The sequence below is a fragment of the Streptomyces sp. CNQ085 genome (assembly GCF_022614595.1).
Taxonomy (GTDB): domain Bacteria; phylum Actinomycetota; class Actinomycetes; order Streptomycetales; family Streptomycetaceae; genus Streptomyces.
The window spans coordinates 1-12,994 of record NZ_JAJFAU010000120.1 but is presented as its reverse complement, the minus strand read 5'-3'; the positions used below and the strand labels follow the sequence as shown (position 1 = coordinate 12,994).

Sequence of the window (12,994 nt, the reverse complement as noted above, 5' to 3'; positions counted from 1 at the left end):
GTGGGGAGGGTTCCTGCCCGGCTACGGGTACGACGAAGGCGTGGACCTTCTCGCCCCACCGCTCGTCGGGGGCGGCCCATCCGCCCCCGCCGCGCGCGGGCCCGCTGTGCGTCAGCTCTCCGGTACGGGGCCGGTGCGGTACACCGTCCCGGCGCAGGCCCCGGCGATCTCGATCCTGCCGATGCGCGGCTCCCCCGCCGCGGGCACGTAGCGCAGGACGACCGAGGCCGCCGCGGCGCCCGGACCGGAGCCTCCGCTGTCGTACGCGAGCTGGGGGCTGACGCCGCTGCCGCTGCTCTCGGTGGGCTCCTCGACGGTGTCGCCGCCCTCGCTGCCCTGGCCGCCGTCGGGGGGCGCCGCGCCGCCGCCGGTGTCGGCGCCCGCGGAGGAGTTTGGGCCGCCACTGCCGCCGGTGCCCCCTCCTCCTCCGCCGGTGCCGCCGCCGGAATCCGTCCCCGCGGAGGAGCCGCCGGGAGCCGTCGGATCCGGGCCGGGGGAGACCGGGCAGCCGGTGACACCGCCGCCATCGCGCGGCACCCAGGCGAACCGCACCACGTACGAGCGGCCCGGTTCCAGGACGAACGAGCCCGGTTCGAGCTGGGGGTCGGGCAGCTTGGCCGCCCTGCCGCCAAGGGTGTGGTCGACGACGCCGAAGCCGGTCGGGTCGGCGGCGCCCACCGGGGTGGCGGTGACGGTGTCGGATTCGTCCACCAGGCAGGAGGCGTCGGAGACGTTCGTGATCCTGAAGACCCCGTACACATGACCGTCCGCGTCGGCGGGGCTCACCGCGGAGCCGCCGTCACCGATCTGGGAGCGCAGGCAGCTCGGCGAGGTCGGGCCGAGTGCGTCGCCGGTCTCGGAGGACGACGCGGAGCCGTCCCTGCCGGAGCCGTCGCGCGATCCCGCCGTGTCCTGCCGTCCGTCGCCCGCGGACCGCCGGCCGGTGTCCTGCTCCGCGGCGTCGCCGCTCCGGCCGCCCGCCTCGGCCCCCTCCCGCGGGTCCCGGGCACTGGCGGCGTTGGTGGCGTTGCCGTCCAGGACCCGGTTGATGACGCCGCTCTGCACCAGAGCGGGGGTGGCCACGCCGATGACGAGGCCGACCGCGACCGCCCCGACCGCCAGCTGCCTGCGACGGGCGCGGCGGGCGGGTACGGCGTGGTGGAGGCGCTCGAGGGCGTCCGGGGCCGGCGCGACGTCCTCGACGGCGCCGCGCAGCATCAGCCGCAGCGACCGCTCGTCCAGGCCGTCCGGGTCCACCGGGTCGGCGGGATCCGCCGGAGTGTCCGCCGGGCCGGCCGGGTCCTCGCCCGCCGAGCCGCTCTCGGCCGACTCCCGTCCCTCCCGCCCCCCGCCCGCGCCGTCTCCGGCCCCCCCCCGCAGGTCGCGCTGTTCCTCGTGCCGTCCGCCGCCGCTCATGCGGGCGCCTCCATCGCGACCCGCAGGGCGGCGATGCCCCGGGAGCCGTATGCCTTCACCGAGCCGAGCGAGATGCCGAGCGTCTCGGCGACCTGCGCCTCGGTCATGTCCGCGAAGTACCGCAGGACCAGCACCTCCCGCTGGCGGCGCTGGAGCTTGCGCAGCGCCTTCTTCAACTCGTCCTGCTCGATGCGCGCGTACGCGCCCTCCTCCGCGCTGGCCATGTCCGGCATCGGCTTGGAGAGCAGCTTCAGCCCCAGGATGCGGCGGCGCAGCATGGACCGGGAGAGGTTGACGACGGTCTGGCGCAGATACGCCAGTGTCTTCTCCGGCTCCCGCACCCGCCTGCGCGCGGAGTGCACACGGATGAACGCCTCCTGCACCACGTCCTCGCAGGACGCGGTGTCGTCGAGCAGCAGGGCGGCGAGCCCGAGCAGGGAGCGGTAGTGGGCCCGGTAGGTCTCTGTGAGGTGGTCGACGGTGGCGCCCGCTGCCATCGTGCCGTCAGCGTCCCTCGGCTGCGAGGGGAGCCGTGCGGGACGGGAAGCCGACCAGGGAGCGATCACGGGCATGCCCCTGCCGGGCGTGCCGTCGCCCGCGGGGACCCGTACGGGCGCCGTTGCGATTCCGAGTGCCTCTGCCACGCCTGTTGGACACGCTTCCCCCCGTCAGGGTTGTACGCGCGGAGCGTCGTTCTTTCCGGCGAACCGGACGACCGCATGCGTACCACCTCTTCCTCTCCGCCGCCGAACAGGCGCCTTCGGCTTCCGGCAGCGAAACGAGAGACGCCCGCGCCCGGATCGCGGTTCCGGGCATGCGAGGGAAAATCCTCATCCAGAAGGCTGGTCCGGATCAAGCGGTTACTGGGTATGACTTCATTACAAGTCCTTCACAACTGACTCCGCAGTGCCCGGATCCGGCCACCGGTGGCCGCCGGCGGCGGAGCACACGGCCCGCCGTCCGCCCACCGTGTCCTGTCCGGCCGCAGCGGGGCCGGTGAAAGCCGGTGAAAGCCGACGGGGACAGGCGGAAACAGATGGGGCGCCGACGGGAATCGACAGCGATTTCCGGTCATTCTCCGGCGCGCTCGGCCGCGATCAGCTCGCCGATCTGCGCCATGTTGAGCGCGGCGCCCTTGCGGAGGTTGTCGCCGCACACGAACAGCTCCAGCGCCCGCTGGTCGTCCGGCGAGCACCGCACCCGCCCCACCCAGGCGGGATCGGTGCCGACCGCGTCGGCCGGGGTGGGGAACTCGCCGACCGCCGGATCGTCGCACACCACCACGCCCGGCGCGTTCGCCAGGATCTCGTGCGCCTTCGCCACCGAGACCTCGTCCTCGAAGCGTGCGTGCACCGACGCCGAGTGGGTGGTGACCACGGGCACCCGCACACAGGTGGCGGTGACCCGCAGCCCCGGCAGGCCCAGAATCCTGCGGGTCTCCTCGCGGACCGCCAGTTCCTCGTCCGTCCAGCCGTCCTCGGCCGGCGTCCCGGAGAAGGGCACCACGTTGAGCGCGACCGGCGCCGCGTACGGGCCGGTGTCGCCCACCGCGCGCCGTACGTCGCCGGGGTGGACGCCCAGCTCCGCGCCGGCCACGGCCGCGAGCTGCTCGCGCAGGGTCTCCACACCCCGCCTCCCGGACTCGGAGACGGCCTGGTAGGTGGAGACGACCATCTCCTCCAGACCCCACTCCGCGTGCAGGGCCCCCAGTGCCACGACCGTCGTCAGGGTGGCGCAGCCGGGATTGGCGACGATGCCGCGGGGCCTGGTCCGCGCCGCGTGGGCGTTGATCTCGGGGACGACCAGCGGTACGTCCGGGTCCGCCCGGAACGCGCCGGAGTCGTCCACCACCACCGTGCCCCGGGCCGCGGCCACCGGCGCCCAGTGGGCCGCGACATCGGCGGGCACGCCGAACATAGCGACGTCCACACCGTCGAAGACGTCCTCGCCCAGGGCGAGGACGTCGGCCTCCTCGCCGCGCACCGTCAGCCCGCGGCCGGCCGAGCGCTCCGAGGCGACCAGGCGGATCTCCCCCCAGACGTCCGCGCGCTCGGACAGCAGTCCCAGCAGCACGGTGCCGACGGCCCCGGTCGCGCCGACCACGGCCAGCGTGGGCCGGTCGGCGCGACCGATCGGGACGCGGGGGAGACCCCCGGCGGGGGTCATCGCCCGGTGCCCCCGTAGACGACCGCCTCGTCGTTCTCGCTGTCCAGGCCGAACGCGGTGTGCACCGCGCGGACGGCCTCGTTGACGTCGTCCTTGCGGGTGACGACCGAGATGCGGATCTCGGAGGTCGAGATCAGCTCGATGTTGACCCCGGCGCCCGAGAGCGCCTCGAAGAAGGTGGCGGTGACGCCCGGGTTGGTCTTCATGCCCGCGCCGACCAGGGAGATCTTGGCGATCTGGTCGTCGTAGCGCAGAGAGTCGAAGCCGATGGATGCCTTGGCCCGCTCCAGCGCCTCGATGGCCCGGCGACCGTCGGTCTTGGGCAGGGTGAAGGAGATGTCGGTCAGACCGGTGGACGCGGCGGAGACGTTCTGCACCACCATGTCGATGTTCAGTTCGCCGTCCGCGATGGCCCGGAAGATCTTCGCGGCCTCGCCCGGCTTGTCCGGCACTCCGACGACCGTGATCTTCGCCTCGGAGGTGTCGTGTGCGACACCGGAGATGAGCGCCTGCTCCATCTGCTGGTCCCCTTGCGGCTGGTTGCTGACCCACGTGCCCCGCAGTCCGGAGAAGGAGGAGCGGACGTGGATCGGGATGTTGTAACGGCGTGCGTACTCCACGCACCGGTGCAGCAGCACCTTGGAGCCGGAGCTGGCCAGCTCCAGCATGTCCTCGAACGAGATCCAGTCGATCTTGCGGGCCTTCTTCACGACCCGCGGGTCGGCGGTGAAGACGCCGTCGACGTCGGTGTAGATCTCGCAGACCTCGGCGTCCAGCGCGGCGGCCAGCGCCACCGCGGTGGTGTCCGAACCGCCCCGGCCCAGGGTGGTGATGTCCTTCTTGTCCTGGGACACGCCCTGGAAACCGGCGACGATGGCGATGTTGCCCTCGTCCAGCGCTGTCTTGATACGGCCCGGCGTGACGTCGATGATGCGGGCCTTGTTGTGGACGGAGTCGGTGATGACGCCCGCCTGGCTCCCGGTGAACGACTGCGCCTCGTGGCCGAGGGATTTGATCGCCATCGCCAGCAGGGCCATGGAGATCCGCTCCCCGGCGGTCAGCAGCATGTCGAACTCGCGCCCCGACGTGACCGGGGACACCTCTCCAGCGAGATCGATCAGCTCGTCCGTCGTGTCGCCCATCGCCGAAACCACGACGACCACCTGGTGGCCGTTCTTCTTGGCTTCGACGATCCGCTTGGCAACGCGCTTGATGCCCTCGGCATCGGCAACGGAGGAGCCGCCGTACTTCTGCACGACAAGGCCCACGTGCGCTCCTCGTAATCTGTCTTCCGGGGCTCCCGTACAGGAACCCAGCGGTCGCTTCAGTTTACCGAGCAGGCCTTTCCGACCCCGCCTTTACCACCTCGTGAGATGTACCGCCCACAAGCAGCGCGGCGCGGCGCCACGTCGCACCGGCTCAGCGGGCACCCCTGCCCGTTTACAGGCTCTTCACACGGGAACGTTGCGCAGCTCACATCCGCCGCGCGACTGCCGTCAGGTCGATATCGACCGGAAACGGGACATCCGTCTTCAGCCGCTCATGGTGGATGCCGGTCACGGCGTAGGCCCGGGTGGCGGGCTCCAGCTCGAAGACGTACGCGACGGGGCTCGCGGCGCCGTCCTCCCCCTCCCCTGCCTCCACCCGCCAGAAGTGCGGGATCCCGGCCGCGGCGTACTTGCGCGGCTTGGTCTCGCGGTCGCGTGCCTCGGAGTCGTCCGATACCACCTCGACGGCCAGGACGACGTCCTCGGGGCGGAAGCCGGTCTGCCGCAGCCTGGTCAACGCCTCGGCCCGGACGACCACGACGTCCGGTTCCGGACGATCCCGCTTCCCGAGGGTGACGGTCATCTCCCGGAAGACGTCCAGCTCGGGTGGGGCAGCCTGGAGAAGGCGGTTCTCCAGCAGGCGCATCGCGCGCGCATGGAAAGCGGTCTGCGGACTCACGAAGACGAGGCTCCCGTCGATCAGCTCCGTGTGCGGGGGCAGATCGGGAATCCGGTCCAGGTCCTCGGCGGTGTACCCGCCCGCCGGCGGTCGCGGCCACGCGTACTCGGGCTCGACACTCATCACTGCTCCCATGAGCCGTATCCTCGCCGACCTCGTCAGCCTACCCGGCGACTTCCCTGTTCCATCGCCCGTACGGATGAACACCGGCCCGTCCGGCCGCCCCGTCCCGCGCATGGCCGCCGCCCCACGGGGGTACCCCGGACAGCCCTGCAACGACGGTACGAACGGCGACGACGGCAGAGGGACGACGGCAGACGGAGCGGGAGGCGGAAGGCCATGAACCGACTGGCACGCACGGCACTGGTCCTCGCGGGCGCCGGGGCCGGCGCGGCGGCCCTGCGCGGGGCCACGGCCGCACGGCGCAGGGCGCGGGGGAACGGCCGCCGGTGGATGGTGGTGACCATCGACCGCGCACCGACCGACGTGATGCCCCACGGCGGCCCGCCCGGTCCCCTGGACGAGTTCGGCGACGCGCTGGAGATCACCGTACGGCCCGCCCCCGGCGACCGCGGCACCGAACTGGCCGCCCGGCTGCGCGAGCCCGCGCCGCCCGTCTCCGCCTCACCGCCGTCCCGGCTCGCGGGCAAGGACCCGCGCCAGGGAGTGCGGCGCGCGCTGCGCGAGGCCAAGTCCCTGCTGGAGGCCGGCGAGGTGATGCTGCCGGACGCACCCCCGACCGGACGCGGCGACACCGCCGGAGGCAGGGCCGTCGCACTGGCGTCGAAGCGCGCCGGCGGGGAGGGAGTGCTGTGAGGGCTCTGTGCTGGGAAGGGATCGACAAGCTGTCGGTCGAGCAGATCCCCGAACCGGAGATCCGCAACGACCAGGACGTCGTCGTACGGCTGCTGCTGAGCACCACCTGCGGCTCGGACCTGCACCTCATCGGGGGCTACATCCCCGCCATGCGGCGCGGTGACGTGATCGGGCACGAGTTCGTCGGCGAGGTGGTCGAGACCGGCTCCGGGGTGCGCCGGCACCGGGTCGGCGACCGGGTCGTGGTGTGCTCCTTCATCGGCTGCGGCCGCTGCTGGTACTGCCGCAACGACATGTGGTCGCTGTGCGACAACACCAACACCAACCCCGGCATCGGCCAGGCCCTCTTCGGCTACGAGACCGCCGGGATCTTCGGCTACTCGCACGCCATGGGCGGCGTCCGCGGCAGCCACGCCGAGTACGTGCGCGTCCCCTTCGCCGACTACGGCGCCTTCCCCGTCCCCGAGGGCGTCGACGACCTCAGCGCGCTGTTCGCCTCCGACGCCGTGCCCACCGGCTGGATGGGCGCCGACCTCGGCGGGGTGCGGCCCGGCGACGTGGTGGCGGTGTGGGGCTGCGGCGCTGTCGGCCAGATGGCGGCGCGGGCCTCCGTCCTCAAGGGCGCCGAGCGCGTCATCTGCATCGACCGCTACCCCGAGCGGCTGGCGATGGCCGAGACGTACACCGGCGCCGAGACCATCGACTACACCTCCACCGACATCGCCGCAGAACTGCGGACGCGCACCGGCGGCCGGGGTCCGGACGTGTGCATCGAGGCCGTCGGCATGGAGGCCCACAGCACCGGGCCGGGCCACCTCTACGACCAGGCCAAGCACCGGCTCCGCCTCCAGACCGACCGCCCCACCGCCGTGCGCCAGGCGATCCACGCCTGCCGCAAGGGCGGCACCGTCTTCGTGCTGGGCGTCTTCGCCGGAGCGGTCGACAAGTTCCCGCTGGGCATGGTCGTCAACAAGGGGCTGACGCTGCGCGGCGCGCAGATGCACGGCCAGCGCTACATCCCGATGCTGCTGGAGCGCATCGCCGCCGGCGAGATCGACACCGCCCACCTGGCCACTCACACCATGTCCCTGGACCGGGCGGCCAAGGGCTACGACATGTTCAAGCACAAGAAGGACGGCTGCGTACGCGCGGTCTTCCACCCGTAGACCCCGGACGGTCCCCGGCGGGCATGTCAGGCATAGCCCTCGAACTTCTCCGTCCGCAGCGTGATCCCGACCGGGGCGGGGATCTCCACCACGGCCCCGTACGGCCGGGTCGTCCGGCTCAGGCGCGCGAAGTCGGTCGCCGTACGCGGCCGTTGGCCGGGTGCGGTGCGCTTTCCGTAGCCCGGTGACGCCATGGGGTGCTTGTGCGCGGGCACGCCGGCGCACAAGGTCTTGTGCAGCCACAGGATCGCCTTCTTCGATCTGGGTGGCCAGACCCCCGACCGGTGTTGGCGCACCGCCGGGGGTCGAGTTCTTCGATCGGCACGCCACACCGGCGCGACGCATCGTCGCGATCCGTTCACCTCAGGTCATCACCACAGGCCCGGTTGTCGTACGCGCGCCGCGGGGGGGTGGGCGGGTTGTACCAACCCACCCATTCCTCACAGGCAGCGCTCGAATCCCGGAACCCGAGACCCGGGCCCCGCACCCTCCTGACCTCCCTGGTGAAATGCCCTCCCCCCAACGGACTTCGCACGCCCGTGCTCGCGTACGCGCCCGTGTCCGGGGCTCGGGTCACGAGCGCCGGACGCGCCCCAGCAGCAGTTCGCGCTCGCGCTCGTTCCGCGTCAGGGAAGCGGCGCGTTCGAACTCCGCGCGCGCCTCCTCACCGCGCCCCAGGCGCTCCAGCAGATCGCCCCGGACGCTGGGCAGCAGGTGGTAGCCGCGCAGCGCGGGCTCACCGGTGAGGGCGTCCACCAGCCTCAGCCCCGCCTCGGGCCCCTCGGCCATGGAAACGGCCACCGCCCGGTTCAGCTCCACCACCGGCGAGGGCGTCAGCGCCGCCAGCCGCCCGTACAGCGCGGCGATCACCGCCCAGTCGGTGTCCTCGTACCGCACCGCCCGCGCGTGGCAGGCGGCGATCGCGGCCTGGAGGCAGTACGGGCCGTACGGACCCTCCCCCGCGCGCCGCAGTGCCTCCAGGCCGCGCAGGATCAGCATGCGGTTCCACTTGGCACGGTTCTGGTCGGCGAGCAGCACCGGCTCGCCGCCGTGGCCGGTGCGCGCCGGGATGCGGGACGCCTGGAGCTCCAGCAGCGCCGCCAGCCCGTGCACCTCGGGCTCGCCCGGCATCAGCCCCTCCAGCACGCGCGCCAGGCGCAGCGCGTCCTCGCACAGGGCCGGACGGCACAGGTCGTCGCCGGCCGTCGCCGAGTAACCCTCGTTGAAGATCAGGTAGACGACCTCCAGCACGGACGACAGCCGCCCGGCCCGGTCCTCGCCGTACGGCACCTCGAAGGGCACCCCGGCCGCCGCCAGCTTCCGCTTGGCCCGCACCATCCGCTGGGCGACGGTCGCCTCCGTGGCCAGGAAGGCGCGGGCGATCTCCTGCGTCGTCAGCCCGCCCAGCAGCCGCAGGGTGAGGGCGGTCCGGGCCTCCGTGGCCAGGACGGGGTGGCAGGCGGTGAAGACCAGCCGCAGCAGGTCGTCGTCGATGTCCTCCGGATCGGCGGGCTCGGGCGGCGGTGGGGCGTCCTCCAGTGCCCGCCCGACCTCTGCCAGCTTGCGCGCGTAGGTCTCCCCGCGGCGCACGAGGTCGACCGCGCGCCGCTTGGCGACGGCCGTGAGCCAGGCGCCCGGCCGCTCCGGTACGCCTGCCTCCGGCCACTGCTCCAACGCCGCCACCAGGGCGTCCTGTGCGATCTCCTCCGCCAGCCCGACGTCCCGCACGATGCGTGCCACGGCGGCGATGATCCGCGCGGACTCGATCCTGAACACCGTCTCGACCGTCTCGGCCGTCGTACCGCCGGTGCTGCCGGTGCTGCCGGTGCTGTCCGCACCGGTCGTGTCGATCTCGTCCGTTCCCGTCACGGCCACCCATCAGAGCAGCCGCGCGGCCTCAGGGGCAAGGAAGCTCGGTCGGGTCGGACGGACCCTCCTGGACCTCGCGGACCTCGGCGGTGACGCTCCAGTGCTCCGGGTGGACCTCCAGGAACCGCCTGGTCCACTCCAGGGCCTCGGCCCGGTCCTTGACCTGGATGAGCGCGTAGCCGCCCACGACCTCCTTGGTCTCGGTGAACGGCCCGTCGGTCTGGCTGACCTTCCCGCCCGACCAGTGGAGCCGGGCGCCCTGGGAGGTCGGGGCGAGCCCGGCCGTGTCCAGCATCACCCCGGCCTTGGTGATCTCCTCGAACAGCGCGCCCATGCGCTTCTCGAAGTCGGGGTCGGGGGCCTGGGCGGGGAGGTTCTGCTCGTCGACGCGGATCAGCGACATGAAGCGGGGCATGGTGGCTCCTCGGTTCGTTTCGGGTGGAGGCGGGCGCTCTTCCCGCCTCCACCCATGCGTCGATCGGGAGACGACCGGATCGACAGCTCCCCGGATTTTTCTCAGGGATTTTTCCGGCCGGTCCCGGCCCGCTTCCGGCCCGGTCCGCTGCCACCACTGGCCATGGCATCACTCCCTCACCAAGGGTCACTGAAATGGTCTAACTCTGGCGAGAGCGGTCGCCGACGGCCACTCTGGGTATCTAATCGGGGACTCTCGGCACACATAGGAGGTCAGACGTGGTCGTGACAGGGCGACAGGCCGATCGTGAACGGCTCGGCGTCGCGGAGGAGGCGGTGGACGAGCTGCGGAAGGTGTTGTGCGAGGCGGGCGTCACGCTTCCCTCGCTGCGCGTGGACCTCGTCTCGTACGCGGGCGAGACGGCCGAGCCGCCGCTGGTGGAACTGGGCCGCTGCACCCCCGACACGGCACGGCGGCTGGCCGCCGCGCTCACGCGGCCCGGCACGGAGGGTGAGGAGAGGTGAACCTCGTCGTCGGCTCGTACGCCGTGGACAACCGCAGCGACCGGGTGGGGCAGGTGATGGGGACGGTGGGCGGGCTGGTGCAGCTCCGTCCGCCCGGCGGAGGGCTGGAGTGGGACTGTCCTGCCCACGCGCTGCGGCCGGCCGGGACGTGCGAGGAGCTGCGCGCCCGGGTGACCGAGATCAACCGCGACCGCACCAGGAGGCTGCCGTGAGCACGCGCAGTGTGATCCGTCTCGCGAGTCGCACCCTGGAGCCCGGCGCCGAGCCCGGCGCCGAGCCCGTCACGTACGCGATGGAGTGCGCGGTGTGCGGGCGTCGACCGGGGGCGGACGTCGGCTGCCAGGACGTCCAGCGCTGGGCACTCGCCCACGCGGACCGCGCCCCCTCCCGCCACACCTGCCGTGAGATCATCCACCGCCCCCGGCGGGCGTGGACGCGAGGGTGACCGGCGGGTTCGCGCGCATGTGGACAGCCGAGCCGGCGAGGTGCGGGCGGTCAGCCTCCGGCCAGGCGGAGAGGAAGGAGGTCTCGCCCCGGGCCGGGCGCGGAGTACGCCCGGCCCGGGGCCGGTTCCCGTCCTGCGCCGTCAGGCCCGGGTCAGTCGCGCGCCTGCCTGATGCCGAGCGGGGCGGCGATCTCCGCCGCCATCACCGCGCCGGCCTCCCTCTCCAGCTGGAGGTCGTCGGCGTCGGTGTCCGTGTCCAGGCCCTCCAGCTCGTCGAGGGGGGTGTCGAGGCGGACGTGGGCCACCAGCGACTGCAGGGCACGCAGGGACGCGGAGGCGGTGGGGCCCCAGTTGGACAGGTAGGAGAACTGCCACCACCACAGCGCCTCGCTGATCCGCCCGGCCCGGTAGTGGGCCATACCGTGACGCAGATCGGTGACCACGTCGGCGATGTCGTCGGAGATGCGGCAGGCGACCGGGGCGCTGCGCGCATACGGGTCGAAGACCTCCGAGTAGACGTCGACCGGGTCCAGCAGCCTGGCGAGCCGCATGCGCAGCTCGTCGACGTCCGGCTCCGGGCCGGTGTCGGGCTCGTACCGCTCCTCCGGGACGATGTCCTCGTGGGCGCCGAGGCGCCCGCCCGCGAGAATCAGCTGGGACACCTCCAGCAGCAGGTACGGGACGGCGCTGTCCGGCTCGTCCCCCTTGGCCACCTCGGTGACCGCCACGAGGAAGCTCTCGACCTGGTCCGCGATCTGCACCGCGAAGTCGTCCGGGTTGCGGTCCTGACCGAGGTCCTGGTCGCGGTTGTCGGGCATGGCTTCAGACATCGAGCAGTCTTCTCCCCTCGAAGGCACGTCCCAGCGTGACCTCGTCGGCGTACTCCAGGTCCCCTCCGACGGGGAGGCCGCTGGCCAGCCTGGTCACGCGCAGGCCCATGGAGGACACCATGCGCGCGAGGTAGGTGGCCGTGGCCTCCCCTTCGAGGTTCGGGTCGGTGGCCAGGATCAGCTCGGTGACGGTGCCGTCGGCGAGCCTGGCCAGCAGTTCCCTGATCCGCAGATCGTCCGGGCCCACGCCCTCGATCGGGCTGATCGCACCGCCGAGGACGTGGTAGCGCCCCCGGAACTCGCGTGTCCGCTCGATGGCCACGACGTCCTTGGGCTCCTCCACGACGCAGATGACCGACGGATCGCGGCGCTGGTCCAGACAGACCCTGCACCGCTCGGCCTCCGCGACGTTGCCGCAGACCTCGCAGAACCGGACTTTCTCCTTCACCTCGGTCAGCGCGTGAGCGAGCCGGCGGACGTCCACCGGCTCGGCCTGCAGGATGTGGAAGGCGATCCGCTGCGCGCTCTTGGGACCGACGCCGGGCAGCCTGCCCAACTCGTCGATGAGGTCCTGAACCACGCCTTCGTACACGGCCGCCTACTCCACTCTTCCCGCTCTGCCCTTGTCGCTCCCGTACGGTCCCCGCGCTGACCGTACGCTCGTTTCCGCTTTTCGGTGCACCATGCGCCCGGCGCGCGGTCCGTGCCCGGCCTTTCTCAGAAAGGCAGGCCCGGCATGCCGCCCAGCCCCTGGGCGAGGGGGCCGAGCTTCTGCTGCTGGAGCTCCTGCGCGGCGGCGTTCGCGTCACGGACGGCCGCCAGGACCAGGTCGGCGAGGGTCTCGGTGTCCTCCGGGTCCACCGCCTTGGGGTCGATCACCAGGCCCCTGAGCTCGCCGGAGCCGGAGACCGTGGCCTTCACCAGGCCACCGCCCGCCGATCCCTCCACATCGGTGTCGGCCAGCTCCTGCTGGGCGGCGGCGAGATCCTGCTGCATCTTCTGCGCCTGCTGAAGCAACTGCTGCATGTTGGGCTGGCCACCACCGGGGATCACGGGATTCGCTCCTGGCTCGCTCGACGACGTGCGCGGGTGCGTACACGTGCTCGTAGCGCACACGCCCGCTTTGGTACTCCGTACCCCTGAGCGTACGCGCTTCCCCGGCCTGTTGGCCTCGTGAGGACCGGACGATCCCGGCCCCCGGCGACATGCCGGCGGACGGGTCGGCGTCACTCGTGGTACATCTCCTCCAGCACCGTCGCACCCAGCTCGCGCACGATCAGGTCGTGGCCGGACAGAGCGGTCTCGTCCAGATCCGGATCGTCCTCGGCGGGCATGTCGTCCTCCGGCGCCACGGGAGGCGGGGGCGGCGGCTCGGCCTCGCCACGCGGCCCGGGCGCCCG

16 protein-coding genes are annotated in these 12,994 nt (G+C 72.5%); 5 read left to right on the top strand and 11 right to left on the bottom strand.

Features of this window, described 5'->3' with window-relative positions; translation table 11 throughout:
• Positions 1–111: 111 nt before the first annotated feature.
• The 5 genes from LJ221_RS18390 to LJ221_RS18370 all read right to left on the bottom strand — a co-directional run bounded on the left by LJ221_RS18390 (position 112) and on the right by LJ221_RS18370 (position 5,664).
• On the bottom strand, positions 112–1,416 hold the full coding sequence (locus LJ221_RS18390) for a hypothetical protein (protein WP_241717828.1): 1,305 nt from the start codon (positions 1,414–1,416) through the stop codon (positions 112–114).
• A complete protein-coding gene (locus tag LJ221_RS18385) occupies positions 1,413–1,988 on the bottom strand; it encodes a SigE family RNA polymerase sigma factor (RefSeq protein WP_241717827.1) in 576 nt (191 codons plus the stop codon). The genes LJ221_RS18390 and LJ221_RS18385 overlap by 4 nt, the downstream gene beginning before the upstream one ends.
• Positions 1,989–2,487: 499 nt before the next feature.
• Positions 2,488–3,582 carry an aspartate-semialdehyde dehydrogenase gene (locus LJ221_RS18380; RefSeq protein ID WP_241717826.1) on the bottom strand — a complete coding sequence of 365 codons (1,095 nt, stop codon included), beginning with the start codon at positions 3,580–3,582 and terminating at the stop codon, positions 2,488–2,490.
• Entirely contained in the window at positions 3,579–4,850 is a 1,272-nt protein-coding gene (locus LJ221_RS18375) for an aspartate kinase (protein WP_241717825.1), read from the bottom strand. The genes LJ221_RS18380 and LJ221_RS18375 overlap by 4 nt, the downstream gene beginning before the upstream one ends.
• 205 nt (positions 4,851–5,055) lie before the next feature.
• Positions 5,056–5,664: a Uma2 family endonuclease gene (locus LJ221_RS18370; RefSeq protein ID WP_241717824.1), complete on the bottom strand. Its 609-nt coding sequence runs from the start codon at positions 5,662–5,664 to the stop codon at positions 5,056–5,058.
• Positions 5,665–5,868: 204 nt separating this feature from the next.
• Between LJ221_RS18370 and LJ221_RS18365 the strand changes: the two genes are divergently transcribed.
• Both LJ221_RS18365 and LJ221_RS18360 read left to right on the top strand, forming a co-directional pair.
• Positions 5,869–6,345 carry a hypothetical protein gene (locus LJ221_RS18365; protein ID WP_241717823.1) on the top strand — a complete coding sequence of 159 codons (477 nt, stop codon included), beginning with the start codon at positions 5,869–5,871 and terminating at the stop codon, positions 6,343–6,345.
• Positions 6,342–7,511 carry a zinc-dependent alcohol dehydrogenase gene (locus LJ221_RS18360; RefSeq protein ID WP_241717822.1) on the top strand — a complete coding sequence of 390 codons (1,170 nt, stop codon included), beginning with the start codon at positions 6,342–6,344 and terminating at the stop codon, positions 7,509–7,511. The genes LJ221_RS18365 and LJ221_RS18360 overlap by 4 nt, the downstream gene beginning before the upstream one ends.
• Positions 7,512–7,537: 26 nt before the next feature.
• Here LJ221_RS18360 and LJ221_RS18355 read toward each other — a convergent pair whose 3' ends face one another.
• The 3 genes from LJ221_RS18355 to LJ221_RS18345 form a co-directional block, all read right to left on the bottom strand.
• Complete coding sequence (locus LJ221_RS18355) at positions 7,538–7,705, bottom strand: hypothetical protein (RefSeq protein ID WP_241717833.1); 168 nt, start codon at positions 7,703–7,705, stop codon at positions 7,538–7,540.
• Positions 7,706–8,084: 379 nt separating this feature from the next.
• A complete protein-coding gene (locus tag LJ221_RS18350; protein WP_241717830.1) occupies positions 8,085–9,287 on the bottom strand; it encodes an RNA polymerase sigma factor in 1,203 nt (400 codons plus the stop codon).
• Positions 9,288–9,408: 121 nt separating this feature from the next.
• Positions 9,409–9,795, bottom strand: a complete 387-nt coding sequence (locus tag LJ221_RS18345; RefSeq protein ID WP_241717821.1) for a YciI family protein — start codon at positions 9,793–9,795, stop codon at positions 9,409–9,411.
• A 278-nt stretch (positions 9,796–10,073) separates the two neighbouring features.
• On the opposite strand from LJ221_RS18345, the gene LJ221_RS18340 reads away from it, so the two are divergent.
• From LJ221_RS18340 to LJ221_RS18330, 3 genes are read left to right on the top strand one after another with little or no spacing between them, the layout of a single operon-like run.
• Positions 10,074–10,319, top strand: coding sequence for a hypothetical protein (locus LJ221_RS18340; protein WP_241717820.1), 246 nt, complete (start codon positions 10,074–10,076; stop codon positions 10,317–10,319).
• Positions 10,316–10,531, top strand: coding sequence for a hypothetical protein (locus tag LJ221_RS18335; RefSeq protein WP_241717832.1), 216 nt, complete (start codon positions 10,316–10,318; stop codon positions 10,529–10,531). The genes LJ221_RS18340 and LJ221_RS18335 overlap by 4 nt, the downstream gene beginning before the upstream one ends.
• Positions 10,528–10,764, top strand: coding sequence for a hypothetical protein (locus LJ221_RS18330; RefSeq protein ID WP_241717819.1), 237 nt, complete (start codon positions 10,528–10,530; stop codon positions 10,762–10,764). The genes LJ221_RS18335 and LJ221_RS18330 overlap by 4 nt, the downstream gene beginning before the upstream one ends.
• A 152-nt stretch (positions 10,765–10,916) precedes the next feature.
• Here the strand turns inward: LJ221_RS18330 and LJ221_RS18325 are convergent, their stop codons facing one another.
• The 3 genes from LJ221_RS18325 to LJ221_RS18315 all read right to left on the bottom strand — a co-directional run bounded on the left by LJ221_RS18325 (position 10,917) and on the right by LJ221_RS18315 (position 12,647).
• Positions 10,917–11,594, bottom strand: coding sequence for a DUF5063 domain-containing protein (locus tag LJ221_RS18325; protein ID WP_241717818.1), 678 nt, complete (start codon positions 11,592–11,594; stop codon positions 10,917–10,919).
• Positions 11,587–12,186 (bottom strand): recombination mediator RecR, encoded by a 600-nt coding sequence (gene recR, locus LJ221_RS18320; RefSeq protein WP_241717817.1) that lies wholly within the window; start codon positions 12,184–12,186, stop codon positions 11,587–11,589. Before recR ends, LJ221_RS18325 begins: the two co-directional genes overlap by 8 nt.
• A 125-nt stretch (positions 12,187–12,311) precedes the next feature.
• Positions 12,312–12,647 (bottom strand): YbaB/EbfC family nucleoid-associated protein, encoded by a 336-nt coding sequence (locus LJ221_RS18315; RefSeq protein WP_241717816.1) that lies wholly within the window; start codon positions 12,645–12,647, stop codon positions 12,312–12,314.
• Between the last annotated feature and the right edge of the window lie 347 nt (positions 12,648–12,994).

Bases quoted from the DNA above. Each gene is read 5' to 3' on its own strand.
- LJ221_RS18390 (WP_241717828.1), bottom strand. From the start codon at position 1,416: ATGAGCGGCGGCGGACGGCACGAGGAACAGCGCGACCTGCGGGGGGGG.
- LJ221_RS18385 (WP_241717827.1), bottom strand. From the start codon at position 1,988: ATGCCCGTGATCGCTCCCTGGTCGGCTTCCCGTCCCGCACGGCTCCCC.
- LJ221_RS18380 (WP_241717826.1), bottom strand. From the start codon at position 3,582: ATGACCCCCGCCGGGGGTCTCCCCCGCGTCCCGATCGGTCGCGCCGAC.
- LJ221_RS18370 (WP_241717824.1), bottom strand. From the start codon at position 5,664: ATGGGAGCAGTGATGAGTGTCGAGCCCGAGTACGCGTGGCCGCGACCG.
- LJ221_RS18365 (WP_241717823.1), top strand. From the start codon at position 5,869: ATGAACCGACTGGCACGCACGGCACTGGTCCTCGCGGGCGCCGGGGCC.
- LJ221_RS18355 (WP_241717833.1), bottom strand. From the start codon at position 7,705: ATGGCGTCACCGGGCTACGGAAAGCGCACCGCACCCGGCCAACGGCCG.
- LJ221_RS18345 (WP_241717821.1), bottom strand. From the start codon at position 9,795: ATGCCCCGCTTCATGTCGCTGATCCGCGTCGACGAGCAGAACCTCCCC.
- LJ221_RS18325 (WP_241717818.1), bottom strand. From the start codon at position 11,594: ATGTCTGAAGCCATGCCCGACAACCGCGACCAGGACCTCGGTCAGGAC.